Raw genomic sequence first — 23,939 nt, forward strand, 5'->3', positions numbered from 1 at the left:
TTCCCCGGACCCGGGTACTTGACCGGCGCGTCGGTACGGACAGGATTGGCGCCGTGGGTGAATCTCCCGGACGGGCACGCACCGGCGCGGCCGAACTGCTGGCCGGCGCGCCGTTGTTCGCCGGGGTCCCAGCCGCGACGTTGACCCGACTGGCCGCCGCGGCGATCGAACGCACCTTCCGCAAGGGCCAGTTCGTCTTCCAGCAGGGCGATCCGGGCGACTCGTGCTACCTCATCGCATCGGGCACGGTGAAGGTGCTCACCACCTCCGCCGACGGCGCCGAGGTGATCCACTGCACGCTCGGGCCCGGCGACACCTTCGGGGAGTTGTCGTTCCTGGACGGCGGGCCCCGCTCCGCGGCCGTGGAGACCCTGGAGGAGTGCCGGCTGATCGTCGTGCTCTCGACGGCCCTGGACGTCGTGCTCGCCGACCCGTCCGCGACCCGGGCGCTGCTGACCTACCAGGGCAAGCTGGTGCGCCGGCTGACCGAGCAGGCGGCGGATCTGGTCGTGCTGGACCTGCCTGCCCGGCTGGCGAAGTGCCTGGAGCGCATGGCCGAGACCCATGGGGTGCGGACGCCGGAGGGGATCCGCCTGGAGGCCGCGCTCACCCAGTCGGACCTGGCGGCGCTGGTCGGCGCCTCCCGCCCGACGGTGAACCAGACGTTGGCCGACTTCACCCGCCGGGGCTGGATCCGCGGCAGCGGGCGCAACCTGCTCGTCACCGACGTCGAGGCGCTGCGCCGCCGGCACGACCGGTCAGGTTGACGTAGTCCCGGGCTCGTCCGGCACCGGGGTCTCGGTGGGTTCGACGGTCTCGGCCGGGACCGGAGTGTCCGTGGGCGCAGGCGTGCCGTCCGGCTGGGGCGGCTGCGTCGGGGCCGCCGTCGTCCCGTCCACCTCGGCAGGCCGCTGCTGCGCCGCCGTCCACTCCTCCTCGCGTCCCTCGTAGGCCACGCCGGGCTTCAACTCCTCGCCGTACAGCTCGCTGACCGTCACGAACGTGTAGCCCCGCGCCTTCAGCGTCGCGATGATCCGCGGGACCGCGGTAACGGTCGTCGGGTGGATGTCGTGCATGAGCACGACCGAGCCGGGCCGCACCCCGTTCACGGCCCGCCGGTACACCGAGTTCGGGTCGCGGTGCAACCAGTCCAGCGTGTCGACCGACCAGAGGATCGCCGGTTGGCCCTCCGCGGCCAGATCAGCACCGACCCGGGCGTCGATGTCGCCGTAGGGCGGTCGGAACAAGGTCGGGCGCGGCGCGCCCGCGTCCTCGATGGCCTGCGCGGTGCGCTCGACCTGCGACCGCACGGCGCTGTCGGACAGGTGGGTCAGCTGGGGGTGCGACCAGCTGTGGTTGCCGACCTCGTCGCCGGCCGCCACCTCGGCGCGGACCATCTCCGGATGCTCGGTGACCATCTCGCCGACGGTGAAGAACGTCGCCCGCACCCCTTCCGTCGCCAGCATCGACAGCAACCGCTGGGTGTCCGCGACGGGGCCGTCGTCGAAGGTCAGCGCGACGCAGCGCAGCACGAGGCAGTTCGGCGCGGGCGTCGCGGGCGTCGCGGGCGTCGCGGTGGGGGTGCTCACCAGGTATCGGGAGGCCGGCTTCGCGACCTCGCCGAGCATGACCGCGGTGGTCACCCGGGCAGCGGGGCCGTCGGACGGCGGGTCGCCGACCGACAACGGGAGGATCGCGGCGGTGGACAACGCGCCGATGACAAGAAGGGCGCGAGGCAGTTCCACAGAGCAAGATCAAATGCCATTGGGCGAACCCTGTCGCCCCGAAGAAGATCAATTCTTCGCCACGCCCGCACCGGGAACCCCCAGTTCGGTCCGGAGGTCGGGCCCGACCCGACGCACGGCCACTGCACCAACCACTGAATCTGACACTACGTCAGATAGACGTACTGCTCCCGTGATGGCTGCGCCGGCGTCGGGTCGTGCGATGCGTCGGTCAGTGCTTGGTGGCGTCCTTCGCCTTCTCCGCCGCCTCACGCAGGTGCTCCCCGGCCTTGCCGGCGGCCGCGCGCAGGTGCTCCCCCGCGTCCTTGAGGTGTTCACCGGCGTCCTTGATGGCGGCCTTGGCCTGGTCGGTGCGGCCTTCCTCGCGCATCTGGTCGTCGCCGGTCAGCGAACCGGCCGCTTCCTTGGCCCGACCGCCGAGATCCTGCGCCTTGTTCGAAACCTTGTCGTCGTCTCCCATTTTCCCAACCCTCTCTCGCGCGCGCCGAACCCGTTCCGGTTCGACGTCAGGAGCCCTTCCCCGTCCGGTCCGCCCGCACACCACCGACGGCACGAGCCGGTCGGCGGTCCACGGCCACCCGAATGGCGCAACGAGGTCGAGACACACGGGAGCGGCGGGTTTGGATTGCGCGACAGAAAGTCACGTTTGCCGGCTATGTCCGAAACGTGACCGCTGCCGCAGAACCGGGGGGAATGATGAATCGCAGCTTGCGTCGACGTGCCGCGCGTCTGGGTCGGTTCGGGCTGGCCGGCACATGCTCGGTGGTCACGCTGCTGGGCACGAGCCCCGCGGCGGGCGCGGCGAGCACGGTGACCGAGTTCAAACTGCCCGCCAACGCCAATCCCATCGGGATCGCGGTGGGCCCGGACCACAATCTGTGGTTCACCGAGTACGGCGACTCCCGCATCGGCCGGATGGCCGACGACGGTTCGATCCGGCAGTTCGACCTCCCCGCGGGCACCGCCCCATTCGACGTCACCGCCGGGCCGACCGACGACGTCTGGATCACCGACCCGGACAACAACGCGGTGGTGGCTCTGGCTCCGAACGGCACCGCACGTACGTTCGCGGTGCCGACCGCGCACGCCCACCCGACCGACATCACCCTCGGCCCGGACCACGCGCTGTGGTTCACCGAGGCAGGTGACAACAACGCCGACCCGATCGTCCGCCCGGCCGTGGGCCGACTCGATCCGGGCACCGGACGGGTGACCGAGTACACCGCGGGCATCACGGCCAACAGCCGGCCCGGTTCGATCGCGCCCGGCCCCGACGGCGCGCTGTGGTTCACCGAGCCCGCCGCCTCCGCCAACCGGATCGGCCGAATCGACCCGACCAGCGGCGCGGTGACCGAGATGCCGGTGCCCACCACCGCTTCCGTCCCCCAGGGCATCGCCGCCGGGCCGGACGGGGCCCTGTGGTTCACCGAACTGCTGGGCAACCAGATCGGGCGCGTCGACCCGTCCGACGGCACCGTGACCGAGTACTCGGGCCTGACGTCCGGCAGCCGGCCCACCGGCATCACCTTGGGCCCGGACCACGCGCTGTGGTTCACCGAGTCCAGCACCGACCAGATCGGGCGCATCGACCCGATGACCGGGCATGTCAACGAGTACAACGGGCTGTCCGCGAACAGCGGCCCCTCGGACATCGTCACCGGCCCGGACGGGAGCCTGCGCTTCACCGAGGAGGCCGGGAACCGCATCGGGTCGTTCAACCTGGCCGGCCTGCCGGGTGCCACCGGAGCCACCGGAGCCCGCGGCACCGACGGCGCCAACGGCGCGAACGGGGCCACGGGTGCGAAGGGAGCCACCGGCGCCACCGGTGCGACGGGCGCCACCGGGTCCACGGGCGCCACGGGGGCTGCGGGGACTGCCGGGGCCGCCGGCGCCCGCGGTGAGAAGGGCGATCGCGGGCAGCGCGGCACGTCCGGACGCTCCCCCAAGTTCTGCACCGGCCAGCTCGGGACGGTCCTCTGCTGAGGCGCCCCTCAAGGCCGTCGACGGAGGCCGTCGACCACTGAACACAATCGGAAGGCGCGGGGCCGGATTCGCCTGGCCCCGCGCCTCACCGGTTTCGATCCTGTTCAGCCGGCGTCAGTTGGCCGAACGGCGCCGCAGCCTCGGTTTCGGCAGCCGCGGGCGGAACGTGGCCATCGCAGCCAGGCGGCTGCGCATCGGCCGGATCTGGAAGCGCAGCGACCGGGGCGCCAGCCAGTACCGGGCCCGGTCGGGCTTCGAGGCCGCAGTCGCGATGTCCCGACGCACCCGCAGCACCGCGGTCCGCAACCGCTCGTGCTGCAAGCGCTGCCCGGCCCGCGGCGCATACCGGGCCCGCTCCACCGACGCGACGAGCTCCTCCAACTCGGCCCGCGTCCCGGCACTCAGCGCCACCTCGGCGGCCAGGGCGTCGCCTGCCTGACGTGGGGTGCGGTTGGTCGGCCAGACGTGCCCGAGATCGACCGCGTCGTCGCGCAGTTCCAGCCACGCCACCCGGGCGATCACGGCCGCTCCCTCGGGGCTGCCGCGCCAGGCGAGCGAGTGCCCGAAGGCCACCTGCGCCCAGCGTCGGCGGCTGATGAACCACCGGATCAGCCGCGGCAGCGAGACCACGAACAGCCCGAGGAACGGCCACATGATCCACCAGGGGAACTGGTGCCCGCTCGGCGGCGGATTCAGCTTGTGGGTGCAGTTGGTCGGGTCCAGCGCGCACGAGTTGTTCCCCCCGGCGGACTGTGCCGGGGGCGGTGGCGGCGCCGATTGCGGCTGGTCCTGCGGCGGCGGGGGCGGCTGGTCGTTCTTGTGCTTGTGGTCCTTCGACGGCGGGGTCTTCTTCGCCGGCGTCAGCCAGTGCAACGGACGCGGCTGGCTGCCGGCCGTGCCCGGGGTGGGCTCGAACCGGGTCCAGCCGACGTCGGGCAGGAAAAGTTCCGGCCAGGTGTGGGCGTCGTAGTTGGTGACCGTCCAGCCGTCCGGTCCGTCCTGCTTACCGGATGTGAATCCGACGGCCAACCGGGCCGGGATCCCCAAAGTGCGGGCCATCACGGCCATGGTCGCGGCGGCCTGCTCGGAGTACCCGTGGTGGGAGCTCAGGAACGCGGTGATCGCGGCGGTGCCGCTGCCGTGCGGGTGCAGGTCGTAGGTGAACCGGGCCGGGTCGCGGAAGAACTCCTGCAACCTCATGCCCGCCTCGAGCACGTCCTTCGCGCCGGTGGTGATCTGCTTGGCCTGCGCGGCGATCTGCGGCGGCAACCCCGGAAGCAACAGGAAGCGGGCCAGTGTCGGGTCCTTCGGCTCCGCACCGGTCAGCTGTGCCGGATCCGGGTCGACGACCAGTCCGACGGTCGACCAGGACTTCTCGGCGATCTGGTTGCGCCCGTCGCCGCTGAGGATGTCGCCGGTGGCCGCATCGAGCTTCCACTCGCCTCTGACCTCGACGTGGGTGGCCGGGCGCGGAATCGGCAGGAAGTCCGAGTCGATGTCGGGACGGGCCTGCACCGCGGCGTTCACCGGGGTCACCGGAATGCTCGCGGACAGCCCGAACGGAGCCGGCAGGACGCCCTTCAGATCGCCGACCGAACGCACGCCGCCGCGCCATTCCGAGCCGTCGAAACTGTCCAGAACCGCCGACTCGAGGTACTCCTCGGCCGGCCACGGGGAATCGCTGTGGTGGAGGAACATCGGCTTCTCGGCCGGCGCCACGAGCAGGGTTCGCATCACCGACAGCGGGTCGCGGATCTGCAGCGGTGCGGGCGCCGGACCGACACCGTAGTTCCGCAGCAGGTTGCCGGTGACGCCCTGCAGCGCGAGCGGGACCAGCACGCACAGAACGAGCACGCCGGTGCCCGCGACCGCGGTCATCCGGCGGTTGCCGCCCGACTCGACGATGGTCGAATCGCCCCAGCGGGCGGCGCGGTCGCCGGTGCCCTCGACCAGCAGCATCAGATAACCCAGCGCCGGCAGGAGGAACATCAGCTCGCGCCAACTCTGCGCCAGCGCGGCGGCCGGGACGGCGTAGAGCACGGGAATGACCCAGGCGGCCAGGTCGGGGCGGCGGTACCCGACGGCGAGCGTGTCGACGGCGATCGCGGCAACGGAAGCCGCTATCAGGACGATCGCGACGATCCCGAACGTGGCGTGGTCCGGGGTCGCCATGCTTGTGAAGTCGCCGGTGCCGTCGTCGATCTGGTGGCCCAGGTGCCGCAGCGCCGAGGCGCCCGGCAGGAAACCGCGCGGTGCCCAGTCCGAGACCTGCAGCGCGAGGACGGCGAACAGCGCCGCGATCGCCTGCACGACGACGACCGCCGGCCGGGGCAGGCGCAGCGCCCGCCCGGCCGAGCCGACCACGAACAGCCCGGCGGCGAGGAACAGCGAGCGGGCCAACCACTGCCCGTCACGCACGACCGCGAGCAACGCGACCAGGCCGAGCGCGGTGGCGACGAAGCCGATCAGCGAGCGCCGGAGCTCAGCGCCCAGGCGGCGGGCCGGTTCGGGCCGGTGGGTGCCGGTCGGGGCCGGCGCGCTCAGGACCGTACTCATGCCGCACCCGGCCGCGGCTCCGAGCGGACGCCGACCCGCTGCCAGACCTCGGCGACGTCGTCGCCGGCCCGCACGGTGGCCACTCCCCAACCTCGGTTGCGGAAAACCGCCTCGTGGTCGGCCGATCCGCCTCCACGGGACCGCCGGCGACCGCCGCGACCCCAGGTGTCGACATCGAGCACCAGCGCGATGGCGACCGTGCCCGCCCGTCGCCGGGCAGCCAATTCCTCGGCGTCCGCGGTCGACAGGTCACCCACGATCGCCACCAGCACACCGTCGCCACCGAGGCCGCTGAATCGGCCAGGTTCCAGCAGCCGCCGAGTCTTCGAGGCCTCCAGCACCGCCAGGCCGTCCAGGTAGGTGTGCTCGACGCCGGGGCCCGGGGGCAACACCTCAGGCACCAGCGCGCCGAGGCCGATGCCGCTCTCGCAGATCGCCCGCAACGCGAAGCGCCGCGCGAGTAGCTGCACGCCGATCGAGGCGGCTGCCGAGACCGCCCACTCCAGCGAGGAGTCCAGCCCCTCGCCGCGGTGCGCCTCGGCCCGGCTGTCGAGCAGCAGGGTGGCCCGGGTCTGCGGCGGGTGCTCCTCCTGACGCACCATCAGTTCGCCACGACGGGCGGTGACCCGCCAGTTGATGCGCCGCATCGAGTCGCCCCGGCGGTACTCGCGGACCGCGAGGTCGTCGTCGCCGGCGGTCGGCGGATGGGTCTTGCGGGTGTCGCTGGTACCGGCGACCTCGGCCCCGAACCGCAGGTGCGGCAAGGGATGCACCTTCGGGATCACGACCAGGTCGTCGGTGCCGGAGATCGAGCGGTCGACGCCGGACATTCCGAACGGGTCGGTCAGCCGCAACGTCAACGGACCCACCGGGTGGCGGCCCCGCACCAAGCAGTCGACCTGGTAGCGGGCCTCGGCCGTGGCCGCGGCCGCCAGGCCACGCACTGCGAACCGGGTCCGCCCCGCCAGCCCGACCGGCAGGGTGTCGGCCGCCAGCAGCAACCCGCACCCGGTCAGCCCGTTGTTCGCCACCGCTACCGTCACCGTGGCCTGCTCACCGGCAGAGACCCGGCCCGGCTCGATCCGCCGCGAGGCACGGACCTGGTGCCGGGTGCGGTGCACCAGCAGCAGGCAGACCGGCGGCAGGAACAGCAGGAGGACCGCGACCCGGACCAGGATCATCTGGTGCAGCGGCAGTCCGACGACCATCGCCACCAATCCCGCCGCGACCGAGAACCGGCCGCGCCAGGTCAGCTCCCGCGTCAGGCGCACCAGACGGGCGCGAACTGCCGTCACGACATCTCCGGCAACGGCACCTTGCGGATAATGTCGGCCAGCACGCTGGAGGCGGTCTTGCGCGCCACCTGCGCCTCCGAGGTGACCATGAGGCGGTGAGCCAGCACGGAGTCGGCCAGGCGCTGGATGTCGTCGGGCAGCACGTACTCGCGGCCGGCGATCGCGGCGGCGGCACGGCCCATGCGGACCAGTTGCAGGGTCGCTCGCGGCGAGGCGCCGAGTTGCAGGTCGTCATGGGTCCGCGTGGCGGTGGTGATGTCGACGACGTACTGCACGATGTCGTCGGAGACGTGGATCTCCCGGACGGCCTCGATCATCCGCACCACCGTGCGGGCGTCGGCGACCGGTTGCATCGAGTCCAACGGCGAGACCTGCCCGTGCCCGCGCACCATCGCGACCTCCGCGGCCTGCGACGGATAGCCCATCGACAGCCGGACGGTGAACCGGTCGCGCTGGGCCTCGGGCAGCGAGTACGTGCCCTCCATCTCCACCGGGTTCTGCGTGGCGACGACGATGAACGGCGCGCCGAGTTCGTAGGTCGTGCCGTCGACGGTGACCTGGGACTCCTCCATGGCCTCCAGCAAGGCCGACTGCGTCTTCGGCGAGGCCCGGTTGATCTCGTCGCCGATCACCACGTTGGCGAACACCGCGCCCGGTTGGAACTCGAACTCGCGCAGGTGCATGTTCCAGATCGACACCCCGGTTATGTCCGAGGGCAGCAGGTCCGGGGTGAACTGGATGCGCTTGGACGAACAGTCGATGGATTTCGCCAACGCCTTCGACAGCAGGGTCTTGCCGACGCCGGGGATGTCTTCGATCAGCAGGTGGCCCTCGGCGAGCAGCACGGTCAGCGCCAGCCGGACCGAGTCCGGCTTGCCGATGACGACCGCGTCGATCGCCTGCTGGATCCGCCCTGCGGTCTCGGCCACCTCGCGCACCGACACCGGATCGAGGCTGTCGTGGATCGAAGTCGTCACGTTTTCCTCCGTCGACCTGGCGGTCGGTCCGGCCGGACCGTCCGCCGACTAATCAAATTGGGGTGTTGCTCAGTGCACTCCGTACGCGTTGATCACGGTCTCCGCAACGGTCGCGCCGGTCGCGGACTTCGCGGAGACCCGCAACGACACCGTTCCGGGCTTGCCGAGCGCCGGGACCTTCGCGCTGCGGTTGTTGCCGCTGCCGGTGACCGCGACGTTCTGCCAGGTCTTACCGCCGTCGCCGGACCACTCCAGCGTCATCGACGCGACGTCGGGGAAGTCAGCGACCGACAGCGCGACGGTGGTGGCCGCGTTGCTCGCCGCCTGGTTCCGGTTGTTGAGGCCTGCGGGGAGCATGCGGATCGAGCCCGGCTGCGGCTGGCCGTGCACGATCACGATCACGTTGGGTTTCGGGTGGGTCCTCGTCGATCCGCCTGCCTGGAAGTACCACTTCGCACCGACCGTCGTGGACAGGTCGATCTCGTGTCCTTGGCGGCTCGCAGTCAGTTCGACCGTGTACCAGTGCGCCGCGACGGTGTCGACCGGCAGGCTGATCGACTGGCCCGAGCCGACCTGCTTGCCGTCCTTGTAGAGGGTGTAGCTGAAGTCCTGCTGCTGGGCCTGGCACTCGTCGAGCTTGACCCCGTTGCCGGCCCAGGCACAGATCGGCGGGCCCCCGCCGACGCGCAAGTTGTTGCCGGACAGGTAGATCGCCGGGCTGTTCGGCCGCGGCGACCAGACGCCGTGGCCCCAGCTCTCCTGGTAGGACTTACCTGCCGCATACACGTGCGGAGTCGCGTTCTCGGTAAGGAATTCCGTGGCGTCGCGGCTGTTCTCGGTCAGCCGGGTGGTCCACTGCAGGCCCGGCGTCCGGTAATCGGTCTGCTTGCCGAGCGCCGGCACGGCGACACCGATGCCGGTGATCGGGCTCCCGTCGGGGTTCAGCGCCTCGAGGCCGAAGTTCGAGGTCTGCGCGGCGTCCAACGTCGCTACATCGAGGTCGACCCGGGCCAACTGCTTCGGGTTGGCCTTGACGGTGACGTCGCCGGGCATGCCTGTGAACGACTTCGCGAGGTCGTAGCGGACCGGGCTCGGGTCGGCGCCGCGTTTGGTGAGCACGCCGTGCACGCCGAGCCGAATCGCCTTGGCGGCGCTGGGATCGGCCAGCACATAGGTGCTCTCACCCGGCCAGACGATTCCGTTGTCGGCGATCCAAGCCCGCTGTTTGTGACCCACCGTCACGGACGGCACCACCGCGAGCCCGCTGGTCGTCAGGTTCGAGTCGCCGACGTCGAAGGATACCTTGCCGGCCTTGCCGGTGTCGAACACGAGCTTGGTCGGGCCGGAGATCTGGACGACGCGCACGGCCACCGTCAGCGTCGGGTACTCGGTGATGTAGCCACCGACCGCGTAACGCCCGGCCGGGACCGCGGTGGCCGCCCCGGAGTTCGCCGAGTAGGTCTTCCCGTTGGACAGGTCGATCAGCGAGGCCTGCATGTCCTCGGTCCCACCGGACCGGTTCAGGTAGCCGACCTGGATGCTCGCCGCGGCGGCATTCGCCGGGACGCCGGTCAGGCCGGCCCCCGCCGCGGCGACTGCGGCCACGGCGGCGACGGTGCGTCCGATCACTTTGCTCCTCATGACTTCGGCGGTTGGGGTCGCAGCAGCAGGCCGACGGCGACCTGCAGGCCGATCGGGTCCGGTGGGTCGCCGGTGATCAGGTCGGTCCATACCCAGGAACTCGCGGTGCGCACGAGGATCTCGGCCAACTCGTCCAGCGCCACCGGGTGCGGCAGACAGCCGCCGGCGCGTTCCTGGCGCAGCAACTTCTCGACCGACTCCACCAGTCGACCGTGCAGGCCGCCGTCGCGGGTGGCGAGCAACCGCAGCGCGCGCTCCGGGTCGCGGGAGACCACCGCCTGCAGCTCCGGCGACCGGTGCGCCTTCTCGACCCAGAGCCCGAGGACCCGGGCGAGGTAGGCCGAGCCGGTCCCCTCGGCGGCAGTCACGCACTCGAGCAGCAACGGCTCGACGACCGACCAGATCACCTCGAGGAGCAACTGGTCGCGGTTGCCGACCCAGCGGAACAAGGTGGTGCGGTCCACCCCGAGCTCGGCGGACAACCGGGCCATGTCCAACCGCTCGTTGGCCGCGATCATGTCGCGGGCCTGCGCCAGCACGCTGGCGACCTGCGGCGTCCGGGCATGCTCGGTGGACGGCAGCAGCAGGCCGTCCAGCAACTCCGGCGCCGAGCGCGAGGTGTGCCGGCGGCGCCGGGTCGCGTCTAGCGCCACGAGCCGGAGTCCGTAGAGCCGAGCCCGAGGCAGTAGTAGGCGGCGTCGATGAGACTTTGGCCGCGCCGGCCGATCGTGACGGCCGAGGACATCCGGTTCATGGTGTAGCCGAACGACATCCCGTGGGCCGGGTCGGCGAAACCGACACAGCCACCGAATCCCGTGTGGCCGAAGGCATCCGAGCCCAGCAGCAGCGAGTCCTGCCGGCGTTCCGGTCGCCATCGGTTGTCCACGGAAAGCATGTATCCCAGGCCGAGGCGGAAGTTGTGCCGCAACGTGTGGTCCCAGCCGGCCGAGTGCGCGGTCGACATCCAGGCGACCGCGGCGGAGTCGAAGCAGACCCCGTTGTGGTCGACCCCGGGGAATGCCAACGGCTCGTAGAGTCCGGCCAGAGCCCGCGCGTTGGCAATCCCACCCCCGCTGGGGATCTCAGCGCCATGGGCCTCGCGAGAGTTGAAGTTGTGCTGACCCGGCGTCAGATAGCCGCCCGAGTTGCCGAACTGGAGCCCTGGGATCGACTCCGGGTCGGCGGTCAGCAGGAAGAACTCCGCGGCGGTGGTTGGGTCGATCTCGGGCAGCAGGATCGGCGCGATGCGCGGTTCGATCTGTGGTGGCGCCCCGATCCAGAAGTCGAGCCCGAGCGGACCGGCGAGTTCGTCGGCGAAGTAGCGCCCGAGCGAACGACCGTCGGTGCGTCGGACCAACGCGTCGAGGATGTAGCCGTAGGTCATCGCCGCGTAGCCTTGCTGCTGCCCCGGCGGGAAGAACGGTGCCTCGGCCGCGATCAGGTCGGCCATCAACTCGGCGTCGAAGAACGCCCCCGCGGGCAGCGGGGCCCGGATCGCGAGCACCCCGGAGCGGTGCGTCAGGACGTCGTGGACGGTGACCTGGTCCTTGCCCTTGCGGGCGAACTCCGGCCAGTACGCCGCCACGGGGCGTTCCAGGTCGATCTCGCCACGGCCGGCGAGCAGGTGGATGCACGTGCTGGCGGCACCCTTGGTCGCCGAGAAGATCACGCTGACGGTGTCGCGGTCCCACGGCCTTCCGACGTCCGCGTCGGCCACGCCACCCCACAGGTCGACGACCGTCGCCCCACCCACCCGCACACACACCGAGGCACCGAGCTCTGCCCGCAGGCGGAAGTTGCGCTCGAACTCGTCGCGTACTGCGCCGAAGCCCTCGGCGCAGAAACCGTCCACCATCAGGTCGGTGGTCGTCTCGGTCATCGAAGATCCGTTTCGCGGTGGGAGCGACGAGCCGGGTTCCGGGACGGGACGACCAGCCTGCGCAACGTTAGGTCAGAACGTTGCCGTTCACAACGTTTGTCCGATTTGTTGCATTTGTGCACCTCCTGCTTGCCCGGGCCGTTGGGACTCGGCACCGACGCCGGGCGTTCGCCACCAGGATCGCAATCGGGAGTCCGCGGCGCCAAGTGGTCCGTACCGTGCGGAATGTCGTGATCCGAGAGGTCGGCCTCGAGTTCAGGCTCGGCAGCGGCCGACGCGGCCGGTGGTGTGACGCGATACACACGTTCGCGAGGAGCCCAGCCTGCAGGCGCGGCCGGTCAGGCTGAGGCGGCAACCCACCCGGAGGCAGCGGGCAGGTCTCGCACCGCGGCGAGGCTGTCCAGACCGAACTGGCGCACCTTGCGCGCGAGTGAGCCGCCGGCGCGCACGAGCAGTTCCAACTCGACCTCGGCGGCGAGGACCAACAGAACCTCCGCAGTGGCTGGGTTCAGCATGTCCAGACCGGTGAGGTCCAACCGACGAATCCCACGACGGGCCTCGCGCGACAACGCCTCCGCCAAATCGGCCTGACGGGCCCGCGGCGCGCGGCCGGCGATGCGCACCGTGCCGGGATCCAACTTGTCGCGGGTGACCACGAAGGTCTCGTCCATCAAGCCTCCTCGCGGTCGAAGACCCCCCGACCGGTCACCTGTGCGACCGGGTACCGAAGCCGATCACTACCCGTCCAAGACCGGCAGCCAATCCGCTTCGAGCCATAAATTTCCCGACGAACCCGGACAAAACCCCAACAAAGCCACGGGGAATCACCCGTCCGGCCCCCGGGGTGCGCGGGCCGGCAGGGGGCCGCGTGTGACGGAAGTCCCGCTCTTCGGGCCGGTGGTTGAGAGCGCGATCACGGCGACCGTCATGCCGCCTGCGCAACGGTGACGAAACAGATTCCCCAGGCGTGGAGGCCAAATGAGCTGGCTGCGGGTGGTCACCTACCAGTTGCCCACCGACGACACTGCCGCCGCGATCGACTCGATCAAGGCGGACACGGCCGAGGTGGTGGCGATCCTGGAGCAGCAGCCCGGGTTCGGCGGCGCGTACTGGGCCGAATCCCCCGAGGACAACACGGTTTCGGCCGTGTCCCACTGGACCGATCTGGCTGCGATCGAGGCGGCCGACGCGGCGTTGACGAAGATCCGGGCCATGCGCGACGCCTCCGGCGCGGCAGTCGCCGTCCTCGAGGTCCACCAGGTCGGCCTGTTCGCGGTGCCCGCGATCAGCATGTGGGCGGACGAGCCCGCCGAGGCACCCGGGCCCCGGCACGCGCTGTCCCGGCTCCAGGGACGGCTCCGGCGTAACTGACCCGACATGTACAGCCAGCCCGCGAACGTTTCATCCGAGGAGACCGCAATGGCCGAGACCTGGATGCGAGTCGTCATCTACCGCTCGCACAGCACCGAGGAAAGCGCCGGGGCCGAGTACCTGAGGACCAGCACCCGAGACACGCTGCGCCTGCTCGAGGGCCAGCCCGGCTTCAAACTCGGTTACTGGGGCCACAACCCGAGCGCCGGCGAGATGGCCGCCGTGACCTACTGGGAGAGCCTGGATTCGATCCGCGCCGCCGGACCGGTGCTCCAGAAGCTGCAGTCCGAGCGTGACCGGCAGGGCATCCGCGTCACCTCGGCCCGCAACATGCGACTGATGTCGCTGTCGCAGAAGCAGAACTGAGTTTTCCTAGCGCCGCAACGCGCCCGGATGTGACGGTGAGTCAGCAGATCGTCTGACGCACCGTCACCGTTCGCTTGGGCCCTGTCGTGTACCCGCTCTCCCGGCTGATGAAACGCCCGGTTACGGGGTAGATCGCGGTCCAGTCGACCCAATAGAAAAAGACATCCGAACTGATCGGCAGGAAGGCTGCACCCATGGCTGCGACGTGCTTGCGAATCGTCACCTACAACATCGGCGAAGGCAGTGGCACGCCGAGGAAGTACCTGGAGGACAGCCTCCAGGAGGTCATCCCGATGCTGCACGGCAAACCTGGTTTCCGCGGTGGGCACTGGGGCCACGACGAGGACGAGACCGTGCTGGCGGCCGTCACCAACTGGGCCTCCCGCGAGGCCATCGCATCGGCGAACGACTTCCTCACCGATCTGCACGCGCAGCGGTTGGCCCGTGGCCTGAAGGTGTCGCGCGCGGTCAACCTCGAGTTGGTGACCTCCCCGACCGAGTGGGACGCCGCCGACTGGTCCGCGATCACCAGCCGGGAGGCCTCCAACTGGTTGCGGGTGTTCTTCTACACCGCCGAGGATTCCACGGACGAGCGCGTCGCAGGCTACCTGCAGAACTCGACCCACCAGACGCTCAAGCTGCTCAAGAAGCAGTCGGGTTTCCGGGTGGGCTACTGGGGCCGCGACGGGGTGCAGGGAACGATGGCCGCGATCACCTACTGGGACAGCAAGGAGGCCATCGAAGCCGCGTCCCCGGAACTGGAGCGGCTGCATCAGGCCCGCAAGGAGCACGGCGTCGCCAGTTCCGGCGTGGTCAACCTGAAGCTGATCCGCACCGAGGTCCGACCCGGCACCCACGCCAAGGGTTGGCTGCCGCTGCCCGAGGCGCACGCCCCGGCCCGCGGCTGAGGAGGCCGGTGCCCGGGCGAACCGCGATCGTACGAAGATCTGCGTAGGCCGGAGCAGACTGCAGGCTGACGCGCGAACGGCCCGCCAGGGCGACGCTGCCGGGTATGAACTCAACTGCTGCCCCGGCGAACTGCGTCGCGGGCCTCACCGAGCGCCCCCGCGGCGCGGATCCCGTCCTCGATCCAGTGGTCTGTCTGGCAAATGAACAGGCGCCGTCTGCGGCGCCGCATTCACCAGACAGACCACTAGGCTGCACCGTGCCCCGTGGATCCAAGCGACGGGACGTCGCATGAGGTGCTTCGACCAGCGCCCACGCCTGGGGCCTCGCGACGTGATCCCGGCGCTCGCGCTGACCGCGTTCACGCTGGCCGGGACCCACGGCGCCGCGACCCACATCTCGCACCAGGTCGTCGCGATGAACCCCCTGGGGTACGCCCTCGCCGGTGGGGCCGCGGCGATTCTGCTGCTGCGTCGGATCGCCCCGGCCGCGACCGTCATCGGTTGCGCGGCGCTGGTCGGGACGTACCTGGCGATCGGGTTCACCTATGGGCCGGTGCTGATCGCGCCGGCGATCGCGGCGATCTCCGCGGCCGCCCGCCTGCCGACCGCGCGCTCGGTACGTGCCTGCGCGATCACGATCGGACTGGTCGCGCTGGGCCTGGCGATCCGGCTGGCCCGCGACCCGAGTCCGGGCGCGGCGTTCGCGATGGTGCTGGGCAGCGGTTGGCTGATCCTGGCTTGGGCGTTCGGCTCGATGTGGCGCATGCGACGCGAGACTTTTTTTCCGCGCCCGCCGGGAGGAAGCCGACCGGACGGTCGCGACCGAGCGGCTCCGGATCGCCGCCGAGGTCCACGACGTGGCCGGACACGGACTGGCCGTGATCGCGATGCAGGCCGGTGTCGCCCTGCATGTCCTGGAGCGCCGGCCGGAGCAGGCCCGCATCGCGCTGGAGGAGATCCGCACCGCCAGCACCCAGGCGTTGCTGGATCTGCGGGCAACCCTGGACACGATGCGGGACGCGACCGAGGCGCCCCGTCGGCCCGGGCAGTCCGACGTCGGTGACCTGCCGGCGCTGGTCGACCGGATCCGACGGGCCGGGCTACCGGTGACGCTGGACCTCCAAGTGGCCGGGGCCACCCTGGCCCCGGCGACCCAGCACGCGGCCTACCGGATCGTCCAGGAGTCGCTGACCAATGTGCTGCGCCACGCCAACGCCGAGTCGGCCGGGGTGACCGTGCGGATCCAGGGCGAGGCGCTGGAGATCGCGGTGGTCGACGACGGGCGGAACCCGACGCACGGCCCGGCGGGCGGCGGGATCTCCGGCATGCGCGAGCGGGCCGCCCGGGCGGGTGGCACGCTCGCGGCGGGTCTACGACCGGGCGGCGGGTTCGAGGTGCGTGCCGTGCTTCCGGCCCGTCCGGGAGGATCGCACCGATGATCCGGGTGTGCGTCGCCGACGACCAACCGCTGGTCCGCATGGGCTTGCGGGTGCTGATCGACGACGCGGCGCACATCGAACTGGTGGGGACCGCCGAGGACGGCGACTCCGCACTCGAGTTGATCCGCAGCACCCGCCCGGACGTGGCACTGCTCGACATCCGAATGCCCGGGCGCGACGGCCTCGCCGTGCTGGATGAGGTCGTGCGCGACCCGGGCCTGGGCCGAACCCGGGTCGTCATGCTGACCACGTTCGCGCTCGACGAGTACGTGTTCGCCGCGCTCGCCGCCGGCGCCAGCGGGTTCCTGGTCAAGGACGCCGACCCGGCCGAGCTGTTGCGGGCGGTGCGGGTGGTCGCCGAGGGTGGCTGCCTGCTCTCCCCCGCCGTCACCCGCCGCGTGATCGAGGAGTTCGGCACGCGGCGGGCGGCGCCCCGACCGCACCCGCAGCTGCACCTGTTGACCACCCGGGAACGCGAGATGGTCGCCTGGGTGGGCACCGGCAGGTCGAACGATGAGATCGCAGCCGCGCTGGTGCCCAGCCCGGCCACCGTCCGCACGCACGTGGGACGGGCGATGTTGAAGCTCGACGCCCGCGACCGCGCTCAGCTGGTCGTGTTCGCGCTGCAGTCGGGGCTCGCGCCCGGCACTGTCTGACGGGACGTCAGAACACAACTGGGCCGAGGGTCAAGCCGCGTAGGACCAGCACGACCACTCGTACTCGTCGACCCAGTTGCCGTGCACCACATACCGGTGCCCGTGGTGGTAGATGAAGTCGTCGTCGTCGTAGTCCCGGTGCATTCTCCGGTGCCGCCCGCCCTGCTCGCGCCGGTGCCGACCACGCGGCCGGTCGGCCACGTGGTCGCTCCCGTGCTCGGTGGTCGACTCGCCGGCTGCCGGCTTCTCGGTCTGCGCCGGCGCAGGCGCCGGCGCGGCGGGTTGCTCCGCGGCCGACTGCGTGCTCCCGGCGGCCGGGACTGCGCCGGCCGGAGGCCTCGGCCCGATGAACGGCCCGGCGACCGGGCTCCGGTTCGGGACGGGGCTGGGGATCGGGCCCCGGGGGGCCGACGGCACCGGTCCGGCGGTCAGCCCGCCCCGCCCGTCGTAGCCGTGCATCTGGGTCGCGGTGCCCGCGGTGTCGTCCTCCATCTGCAGGCTGGAGCCGTGCCCGAGCACCACGCCGCCCGGGGCGAACGCCAGGGTGTGGCCATGCAGGTCGAGCACGATCGCCTCTCCGGAGGGCACCTCCAGCGGGGCCGCGCCGGCCGGGGCACTGATGTTGGCCCCCAACGCCACCGTGCGGGACGGAGTGCCGTCGGAGAGGGCGCCGGCCAGTTGCGACCAGGTGTCCGCGGTCCCCACCTGGGCATCGGCGGGAGCGGAGCCGAGGTCCAACTGGAGCATGATGCCGGTCAGCCCGAACGCCAGGCCGGTTCCGACGCCCACGTATCTGCCGCGGACCGGACGCTGGGCACTGTGCCGGGACCGCCGGGCGGCCGGGCGCTTGGGCGTGACGACCGGTCGGGTGCGTTTGTGGCCGGCTCCTGCGCGGTGCTCGCTCATGGGTAACCCCTAGTGCTTCAGGCAGGCCGGCAGGTCCGGGACGCCGCGGTGTCGACGCCCGTACCACGCAGGCCCTCTTGTGTGCGTGATCCTGCCCCGATCGAGCGTCGCCACCGGGCCGATCCGCTCCCGAATCACCCGGACGGCGTAACAACTGACCGGGCGTCAGGACGCGTGCTGACCAAAGTTGCGCGTGTGGGTGAACGGTTCAGTCCGGCCGGCCGCTGACCCAGTCGCTGTGCCGGGACCATCCGGCGCTGTTGTGGAACCACACCCGCAGGCGGTACTTGAAGCGGTCACGCAGGTCATGGAACGCGGTGCTGCGCGTCGCGGCGGGCAGGTCGTGCCACCGCTCCTCCCAGGGGTTCTCCCAATGCGAGGCACTCGGCTCGTAGCGGCCGAACTCGACGCGCAACTGGTCGGTCCCGGGCGGCGCGCTGTTCCACGACGCGGTCAGCGAGTTATCACCCGGCTTCTCCTGGACGGCGACCGGCGCGGCCGAGGCCGCGGCGTAGGACGGGGCGGAGCAGCCGGCCATCGCCGGCGGGATCAGGGCGTGCTTGGGCAGCAGGTCGATCCGGCGGATCCCGCCGGGCAGTTCCTCCGGCCACCGCTGTTCCCCGGCCATCGTGCAGGCCATCAGCTCGCCGTCGGCCGAGCCGACCCCCCGGGTGCTGAACTCCGCCGACGGGCCCTGCACCCCGCCCCGGCGGACCTGGAAGTCCAGGTAGTTCTCGTCGCAGAAGAGCTTGCTGGCGTCCCCGGTGTTGCCGACCGTGCCCAGCCGATCGCCGGCCGCCACGTGCTGACCGTCGTGGATCGCGATCACCGACAGGTGGCCGTAGCGCGAGATGATCCCGCCGCCGTGCTCGACCCAGACCCAGGTGCCGAAATCGCTGGTGCCACCCGAGCCGCAGACCCGGCCGTGGGCGCTGCCGACGTGCGCGACCCCGGCGCCCATCGCGAACACCCCCGCCTGCGACGGCGGGTTGCCGTCGCGTTGGCCGGTCGGGATCACGTCCACCCCCCAGAACGGGTGGTGGGTCGGACAGCCCGGGTTGTGCTTCGTGCAGTCCACCCTGGACTCGACCTGCAGCGGCCACCAGACCGGATCCGAGAACCAGGGACCCGTCGCGGCCGCATTGGCCGCCGGTGCACCGTGGGCCGTGGGCGCCAGGCCCACACTGGCGGTAGTCGTGGCGAAGACCACCGCAGCACATATTCGCCGTCGCACCCGCAAACCCCCCGCAAGGCTCAGCACGGATGATGCCTGCGAAGGTGAGGACAAGTCGCGACGCCACGCCGGCGAGCGACCGAATTGACGCACGGCGGCGGTCGAAGGTGAATTCTGACGAAGCGTCAGGAGTCGGTTCGGGGAATCCGAGGCAGCTCCCCGGGCGGAGCGAGCGGGCTTGCCTCGCCCCACCCGAGGACTGCGCTGGGCCCGACCGCCCGCGCGGAGTGAACCTATCAAGTCATCTGCGCAATTGCGCAACTGTCAGGGGCGCGGCGTTTCGGCGGGGTACCCGGTCGATCGCCGGCGAATCCGGGGCACCGGGAACCGGCATGGGGCGTCGGCTGGGGGGTATACCGGGTTGTCGGTCCGATGGCGGGACGCCGGCGAACGCGGCAGTCGACCGCCGGGAGCCTGGCCCGGGACGAGGTGGTGCGCACGTGAGCGAGCTTGCGAGTGAACCGATGTCACCGTGTCAGCCACCCAGCCGGGCAAAGATGGGCAGAATGGTGCGCCGGTGAGCGAGCTTGCGAGTGAACCGATGTCACAGTGTCAGCCACCCGGCAGGGCAAAGCTGGGCACGATGGTGCGCTGGTGAGCACGCCGGAGCGACGTCGCGGCAGGCGCGAGCACCTGGCGCTGGTTCAGGTCGAGGGCGCGACCCCGAGGATGTCAGCCATGGACGCTGATCATCGCCGGGAGGAAGTCAGCCCGGCCGACGGCGCCGAACTGCCGATGAGCGTCGGGCCCCGCGGCGAGCTGCGGCCGGCGGGCCCCATCGACATGGGCAACGCTCGGCTGCTCCACTCGGCCCTGGCCACGGCCCGGACCGACCCGGTCCTGCAGGTCGACCTGCGCCTGGTCACCTACCTGGACAGTGCTGCGGTCTCCGTGCTTTTCGCGCACGCCCACAAACCCATGCGGATCCTGGTCCGCCCCGGGTCGGCGGTCGCCAACGTGCTGTCGATCTGCGGATTGTCCCAGGTCGCCCGGGTGGACCTCGTCCCGGTCGTCGGCCCGGTCGAGTGATCCGGCGCCTCGTCGAACCAGACCCCCACGGACACCCGGAGCAGCGATGAACGTCGACCCGCAGGTGATCGCGAACCCGGTGATCGACGACGCCTGGTACCGGAAGGAACTCGACGGGATCCGCGGCAAGCTGCGCGCGGAGTTCGCGACTCTGAACGCAGCGACCATCGACGCCGCGCTGGAGCTGGCGACGACCCGGGTCGCGGCCCCGGCACGGATCCCGAACTACCTCCCGGTGCTCGTCGCTCGCGACGCGCGGGACTGGTTGACCGCTCAGCTCGACGAGGTCGCGCGCACCGGCGGCTGACCCGGCCGGCGCTGCAGTCGCCGGCCAGACCTGCCCCGCGGGCGGCCGTGCCCGTCGGACTCGGGCACGGCACTTGCCGACCACGGGGACTCTTCGCAGCCTGTGAACTCACCGAGCGGCGGCCCACCGGACTGCCGGAGCTGAATTACCCGCGCCCCGAGCGGCCAAACAACAGCTGCCGGACCGGTCGAGCGAGCCGTGGTGCGGTCCGAACGGCCGGTTCCGGACCGACCGGACGGAGGATCCGCCCGGCGGGGCGCGGCCCGACTATTCGGTTCAGGACACGCGAATCGGATCGCGCGAAGTCGGGGGGACTTGTCATGGCGATCATGGAGAGCACGGCCGTCGAGCACGGCACCGACGCGGACGCACCGGCCCCGCCGCGGCGGCGCGGCCGTTTCGCCCCGCCCTGGTCCACCTCGCGCGTCCCGTGGATCGTGACCGGTGCGCTCGGGGTGGCCGCGGTGGTGACCGCACTGCTGGTGTGGTCGCTGGACACGATCGCCGCCACCGACAACCAGCAGCGCGGCAGCATCACCCAGTACTGCTTGGACATGGGCGGCAGTTCGGCACAGTGCGGCGACCTGACCCTGCAGCAGTCGGGCAGCACGACCGCGGACTCGAGCACCGACTCCTCGACCGACTCGATCGCTTCCTGAGGCCGCGTCAGCTCACCGGCAGCGCGGCCAGCAGGTCGCCGGCGGCCAGTTCGGGCATCGCGCGGGCGACATCGCAGCGGGCGATGATGCCGACCAGTCGTTCGCCGTCGACGACCGGCAGGCGGCTGACCTGATTGGTGGCCATGATGGCCGGGGCCCGGTCGACCGGCTCGTCCGGACCGATCGTGATCAACTGACCCTGCGCCAGGTCGCCGCTCCACGTCGCCTTCGGATCTCTGCCGTGCGCGACGACCTTAACGGCGATGTCGCGGTCGGTGATGATTCCCAGCAGCCGATCGTCGGCGCCGCAGATCGGCAATGCGCCCACGCCGAGCACCGCCATGCGGCGGGCGGCCTCGGTGACCGTGTGATGCGGGCGGACGAACTCCGGAAGAGCCGTCATGATCTGCCGGGCAGTGGTCATCTCGTTCCTCCTTGCCGTGCGATCAGCAGGTCCCGCGAGACCTACCCGTCCCTCCGCGCCGGAACTGCGCCGCGCCCGGGCGGTTGCCGATCGGGGACGTGCGACCGGTCACCGTCCGGTTGGTGTGTCGCGGCGCGCGGGGTCGAAGGCTCCGGCCCGCGCCAGGTCCTCGACGGTGATCGCGTCGAGGATCACCTGCGGCGCCACGCCGAGGTGGACGGCCAGTTCGGCGGCCGTGGGTTCCCGGCCGAGTTGGGCGCGCAGTCGTTCACCGGCACCGACCAGCATCGCCTGGGTCACCCGACGCGAACGTTCCGCGGCCCAGCGTTCCGGCGCGGACGTGGGCCGGCTCGGCGGCACCGGTTCGACGTGCACCGGCTGAGTCATCACCGGAACAGCGGCGACCGTGGGCCGCGGGGTCGTGGTTGCGCTGCGAGCCCGGCTCGTGGTCTCCACCAGGTAGCGCCCGACAGCGTCCAGCATGTTGATGTTCATCCGGCCCGCCGGGTCCGACGGGTTCAGGCCTGCTCGCCCCAACCGGGCCGCCGCGACCAGCACGCCGACCAGGACGCCGATCCACAGGACGTGGGAAAGGAAGCCCAGGCCCAGGAACACAATCGCGACCAGCAGGGCGATCAGGACGAACATCGCGGGGCACTCCTCGGCGTACGTGGCGCCGAACGGCACCTGCGCAAGGACTGCCCGAACGGCCAGGAGCGCACACCTGATCCCGGCGTGCGGCGAGGTGGGGAAGAACATGACCGGCCCGCCGCCCGGGCGAACCGGGCGACGGGCCGAATCAGCCCCCTTGCCCCATTGGACGCCGCAGGCGATCGGTCGGTTCCGGCGCAAATCGGCCGAACGATGGGGAAAGTCATGGTCCGGATGGAACCGGATCAACGTTCCGAGCAGTCGAAAGATCGCCGGACCCTGAAATGGAGCCCCCACCATGCCTATCCAGAGCGACGCATCGAGGACCCACCGCAGACCGCCGGGCGCGGTCGGCGGCTCGGGGGTGGTGCGGTGACCACCGCGTTCGAGAGTTTGCTCGTCGACGACGACGGTTCGGTGCACCTGCTGCACCCGGTGCGCGACCCGGCGACGTTCGTGTTCCCGGACGTCCACGCCTTCGTGATCGAGCACCTCGTGAACCTGTTCGCACACCCGGTCCGCGACGGGGACGCAACATTCAAGTGGTGCCCCCGCTGGTCGGAGCACCCCGGCGCGCACGCCCGGCTGACCGCGCTGTGGCAGGCCTGGGAGGCCTTGCACGACGGCACCGGGACCGGCCCGTCGATGTGGTGGCGCGAACACGCCGATCCCACCATGCGCGCGCTGACGCACCCCCTGGGGCCGTTCAGCCGCTGCGGGCCGAGCCAGCACATCGTTCCGCCGGCATTGCCCACGAACCACGCGTTGTCGGCCTAGCTCGACGGGGCGACCCTCAGTGCCCGCCGGGTGCGTGGGCCGAGGCACGCTCGGCCAGCGTCCGCGCCTTGTCCTGCGCCTTCTCGGCAGCGTCGCCGAGGGCGGCGCGCATCTCCGGGGCGTTGTCCCGTACGGCATCGCGGGCCCGCTCGGCCGCGTCGCCGACGGCCGAGCGAACCGCCGGCGCCTTCTCACGCGCCGCGGCACCGGCCGCCTCGGCGAGCTCCTTCGCCGACGTGCCGGCCAACTCGCTCCAGTCGAGCGCGACGCCAACCGCAGCACCGACGACCGCGCCGAGGGCCAAGCCCTTCCACACGTTCTGCATGTTCGTTCCGCCTTCCTGGGCCCTGTCCGGGCCGTCCGTCGCGGTATCGATGTACCGCCCGGGCATTCGCCCTGTCCCCCTCGGTCTTCCCAGCCCCGGCCATTTCGATACGCCGGGGTGCGACTGACTACGGGATTCGACGGGCCGGTCGCCACGCCCGCGTTTCAAATCCACCCCGCCGGGAAGAGCCCTCGCCTGAGTCCCGCACCGCGTCGCTCCCGACGCGCAGCTCCCGACCGAGGCGAGGTGCACAGCCACGCGTACGAACTGGCACGGTCGAGCCGGACGCCGCAGCGACGCACCCGACCGTCTCGAGATGCGCCTCGACCTGCGCTCGGGCGAACAGTCGCTGGGCGTTGCCCGCGATCGACTCGGTGCCTGGCTGGCTGCGACCGGGGTGCCCGAGACCGAGTTCTGGGAGATCCTGACCGCGGCCGGCGAGGCCTGCGCGAACGCCCTGGAGCACTCCGGCACCGACCTGGCCGCCCTGTGCCCGGCCTGGCTCGAGGCCTGGATCCAGGACGACGAGGTGCACCTGGTGATCGGCGACCGCGGCCGGTGGCGTGAGCCCGACCCGGCCGGCATCGGCAGTGGGCGCCGCGGGCGCGGTCGGCTGCTCATGGCCGGCCTGATGGACACGATGACGATCTCCACCGGTCCCGAGGGGACACGGGTCGCGATGACCAAATCGCTCCCGATGCTCGAGGGGAGGGGCATCGCGATCGCCGGTCGCCGCCGCGTGAGCCTGCGGCTCATGCACGCCCAGGCGGGCTGACCAGGCCCGGCGACGAAGCGCTTCGCGCTTTCCGCC

General features: G+C 71.3%; 27 protein-coding genes. 12 read left to right on the forward strand and 15 right to left on the reverse strand.

Annotated features, from left to right (window positions below; all coding sequences use genetic code 11):
- Window positions 1-53 precede the first annotated feature (53 nt).
- Window positions 54-767, forward strand: a complete 714-nt coding sequence (locus VHU88_06630) for a Crp/Fnr family transcriptional regulator (protein HEX3611345.1) — start codon at window positions 54-56, stop codon at window positions 765-767.
- Here VHU88_06630 and VHU88_06635 read toward each other — a convergent pair.
- Window positions 759-1,745 (reverse strand): polysaccharide deacetylase family protein, encoded by a 987-nt coding sequence (locus VHU88_06635; GenBank protein ID HEX3611346.1) that lies wholly within the window; start codon window positions 1,743-1,745, stop codon window positions 759-761. The genes VHU88_06630 and VHU88_06635 overlap by 9 nt on opposite strands.
- A gap of 211 nt (window positions 1,746-1,956) precedes the next feature.
- Window positions 1,957-2,205 (reverse strand): CsbD family protein, encoded by a 249-nt coding sequence (locus VHU88_06640; protein ID HEX3611347.1) that lies wholly within the window; start codon window positions 2,203-2,205, stop codon window positions 1,957-1,959.
- Window positions 2,206-2,441: 236 nt separating this feature from the next.
- Between VHU88_06640 and VHU88_06645 the strand changes: the two genes are divergently transcribed.
- Window positions 2,442-3,728 carry a hypothetical protein gene (locus VHU88_06645; protein HEX3611348.1) on the forward strand — a complete coding sequence of 429 codons (1,287 nt, stop codon included), beginning with the start codon at window positions 2,442-2,444 and terminating at the stop codon, window positions 3,726-3,728.
- A 114-nt stretch (window positions 3,729-3,842) separates the two neighbouring features.
- On the opposite strand, the gene VHU88_06650 is transcribed toward VHU88_06645, so the two are convergent.
- The 7 genes from VHU88_06650 to VHU88_06680 all read right to left on the reverse strand — a co-directional run bounded on the left by VHU88_06650 (window position 3,843) and on the right by VHU88_06680 (window position 12,747).
- Window positions 3,843-6,284 carry a DUF3488 and transglutaminase-like domain-containing protein gene (locus VHU88_06650; GenBank protein HEX3611349.1) on the reverse strand — a complete coding sequence of 814 codons (2,442 nt, stop codon included), beginning with the start codon at window positions 6,282-6,284 and terminating at the stop codon, window positions 3,843-3,845.
- Window positions 6,281-7,579 carry a DUF58 domain-containing protein gene (locus VHU88_06655; protein HEX3611350.1) on the reverse strand — a complete coding sequence of 433 codons (1,299 nt, stop codon included), beginning with the start codon at window positions 7,577-7,579 and terminating at the stop codon, window positions 6,281-6,283. Before VHU88_06655 ends, VHU88_06650 begins: the two co-directional genes overlap by 4 nt.
- Entirely contained in the window at window positions 7,576-8,556 is a 981-nt protein-coding gene (locus VHU88_06660) for a MoxR family ATPase (protein ID HEX3611351.1), read from the reverse strand. Before VHU88_06660 ends, VHU88_06655 begins: the two co-directional genes overlap by 4 nt.
- Before the next feature lie 69 nt (window positions 8,557-8,625).
- The gene (locus VHU88_06665) at window positions 8,626-10,185 is read right to left on the reverse strand and encodes a hypothetical protein (protein ID HEX3611352.1); all 1,560 of its coding nucleotides are present in this window, start codon (window positions 10,183-10,185) and stop codon (window positions 8,626-8,628) included.
- 8 nt (window positions 10,186-10,193) lie between these two features.
- Window positions 10,194-10,850 (reverse strand): QsdR family transcriptional regulator, encoded by a 657-nt coding sequence (locus VHU88_06670; GenBank protein ID HEX3611353.1) that lies wholly within the window; start codon window positions 10,848-10,850, stop codon window positions 10,194-10,196.
- Window positions 10,841-12,076, reverse strand: a complete 1,236-nt coding sequence (locus tag VHU88_06675; GenBank protein HEX3611354.1) for a serine hydrolase domain-containing protein — start codon at window positions 12,074-12,076, stop codon at window positions 10,841-10,843. The genes VHU88_06670 and VHU88_06675 overlap by 10 nt, the downstream gene beginning before the upstream one ends.
- 338 nt (window positions 12,077-12,414) lie before the next feature.
- Complete coding sequence (locus VHU88_06680) at window positions 12,415-12,747, reverse strand: hypothetical protein (GenBank protein ID HEX3611355.1); 333 nt, start codon at window positions 12,745-12,747, stop codon at window positions 12,415-12,417.
- A gap of 307 nt (window positions 12,748-13,054) precedes the next feature.
- Here VHU88_06680 and VHU88_06685 point away from each other — a divergent pair, with 307 nt between their 5' ends.
- From VHU88_06685 to VHU88_06695, 3 genes are all read left to right on the forward strand, one after another.
- Window positions 13,055-13,447, forward strand: a complete 393-nt coding sequence (locus VHU88_06685) for a hypothetical protein (GenBank protein HEX3611356.1) — start codon at window positions 13,055-13,057, stop codon at window positions 13,445-13,447.
- A gap of 48 nt (window positions 13,448-13,495) precedes the next feature.
- A complete protein-coding gene (locus VHU88_06690) occupies window positions 13,496-13,813 on the forward strand; it encodes a hypothetical protein (GenBank protein ID HEX3611357.1) in 318 nt (105 codons plus the stop codon).
- Window positions 13,814-14,007: 194 nt separating this feature from the next.
- Window positions 14,008-14,721 (forward strand): hypothetical protein, encoded by a 714-nt coding sequence (locus VHU88_06695; GenBank protein HEX3611358.1) that lies wholly within the window; start codon window positions 14,008-14,010, stop codon window positions 14,719-14,721.
- 543 nt (window positions 14,722-15,264) lie between these two features.
- Here the strand turns inward: VHU88_06695 and VHU88_06700 are convergent.
- A complete protein-coding gene (locus tag VHU88_06700; GenBank protein ID HEX3611359.1) occupies window positions 15,265-15,486 on the reverse strand; it encodes a hypothetical protein in 222 nt (73 codons plus the stop codon).
- A 71-nt stretch (window positions 15,487-15,557) separates the two neighbouring features.
- Between VHU88_06700 and VHU88_06705 the strand changes: the two genes are divergently transcribed.
- Window positions 15,558-16,160 (forward strand): histidine kinase, encoded by a 603-nt coding sequence (locus tag VHU88_06705; protein HEX3611360.1) that lies wholly within the window; start codon window positions 15,558-15,560, stop codon window positions 16,158-16,160.
- On the forward strand, window positions 16,157-16,816 hold the full coding sequence (locus VHU88_06710; GenBank protein HEX3611361.1) for a response regulator transcription factor: 660 nt from the start codon (window positions 16,157-16,159) through the stop codon (window positions 16,814-16,816). The genes VHU88_06705 and VHU88_06710 overlap by 4 nt, the downstream gene beginning before the upstream one ends.
- A gap of 30 nt (window positions 16,817-16,846) precedes the next feature.
- On the opposite strand, the gene VHU88_06715 is transcribed toward VHU88_06710, so the two are convergent.
- Together VHU88_06715 and VHU88_06720 are read right to left on the reverse strand one after the other, a co-directional pair.
- The gene (locus VHU88_06715) at window positions 16,847-17,722 is read right to left on the reverse strand and encodes a hypothetical protein (GenBank protein ID HEX3611362.1); all 876 of its coding nucleotides are present in this window, start codon (window positions 17,720-17,722) and stop codon (window positions 16,847-16,849) included.
- 208 nt (window positions 17,723-17,930) lie between these two features.
- Window positions 17,931-18,932 (reverse strand): M23 family metallopeptidase, encoded by a 1,002-nt coding sequence (locus tag VHU88_06720; GenBank protein HEX3611363.1) that lies wholly within the window; start codon window positions 18,930-18,932, stop codon window positions 17,931-17,933.
- A 618-nt stretch (window positions 18,933-19,550) separates the two neighbouring features.
- Between VHU88_06720 and VHU88_06725 the strand changes: the two genes are divergently transcribed.
- From VHU88_06725 to VHU88_06735, 3 genes are all read left to right on the forward strand, one after another.
- A complete protein-coding gene (locus VHU88_06725) occupies window positions 19,551-19,985 on the forward strand; it encodes an STAS domain-containing protein (protein HEX3611364.1) in 435 nt (144 codons plus the stop codon).
- 46 nt (window positions 19,986-20,031) lie between these two features.
- Window positions 20,032-20,292, forward strand: coding sequence for a hypothetical protein (locus VHU88_06730; GenBank protein ID HEX3611365.1), 261 nt, complete (start codon window positions 20,032-20,034; stop codon window positions 20,290-20,292).
- A 320-nt stretch (window positions 20,293-20,612) separates the two neighbouring features.
- On the forward strand, window positions 20,613-20,951 hold the full coding sequence (locus VHU88_06735) for a hypothetical protein (GenBank protein ID HEX3611366.1): 339 nt from the start codon (window positions 20,613-20,615) through the stop codon (window positions 20,949-20,951).
- A 7-nt stretch (window positions 20,952-20,958) separates the two neighbouring features.
- Here the strand turns inward: VHU88_06735 and VHU88_06740 are convergent, their stop codons facing one another.
- Both VHU88_06740 and VHU88_06745 read right to left on the reverse strand, forming a co-directional pair.
- The gene (locus VHU88_06740; GenBank protein HEX3611367.1) at window positions 20,959-21,375 is read right to left on the reverse strand and encodes a CBS domain-containing protein; all 417 of its coding nucleotides are present in this window, start codon (window positions 21,373-21,375) and stop codon (window positions 20,959-20,961) included.
- A gap of 108 nt (window positions 21,376-21,483) precedes the next feature.
- A complete protein-coding gene (locus tag VHU88_06745) occupies window positions 21,484-22,134 on the reverse strand; it encodes a hypothetical protein (GenBank protein HEX3611368.1) in 651 nt (216 codons plus the stop codon).
- A gap of 264 nt (window positions 22,135-22,398) precedes the next feature.
- On the opposite strand from VHU88_06745, the gene VHU88_06750 reads away from it, so the two are divergent.
- Window positions 22,399-22,803 carry a DUF4913 domain-containing protein gene (locus VHU88_06750; GenBank protein HEX3611369.1) on the forward strand — a complete coding sequence of 135 codons (405 nt, stop codon included), beginning with the start codon at window positions 22,399-22,401 and terminating at the stop codon, window positions 22,801-22,803.
- Between the two features lie 16 nt (window positions 22,804-22,819).
- Here the strand turns inward: VHU88_06750 and VHU88_06755 are convergent, their stop codons facing one another.
- Window positions 22,820-23,128, reverse strand: coding sequence for a hypothetical protein (locus VHU88_06755; GenBank protein HEX3611370.1), 309 nt, complete (start codon window positions 23,126-23,128; stop codon window positions 22,820-22,822).
- 316 nt (window positions 23,129-23,444) lie between these two features.
- Between VHU88_06755 and VHU88_06760 the strand changes: the two genes are divergently transcribed.
- Window positions 23,445-23,903: an ATP-binding protein gene (locus VHU88_06760; protein HEX3611371.1), complete on the forward strand. Its 459-nt coding sequence runs from the start codon at window positions 23,445-23,447 to the stop codon at window positions 23,901-23,903.
- Window positions 23,904-23,939 lie beyond the last annotated feature (36 nt).

This window comes from Sporichthyaceae bacterium (assembly GCA_036269075.1).
Lineage (GTDB): Bacteria > Actinomycetota > Actinomycetes > Sporichthyales > Sporichthyaceae > DASQPJ01.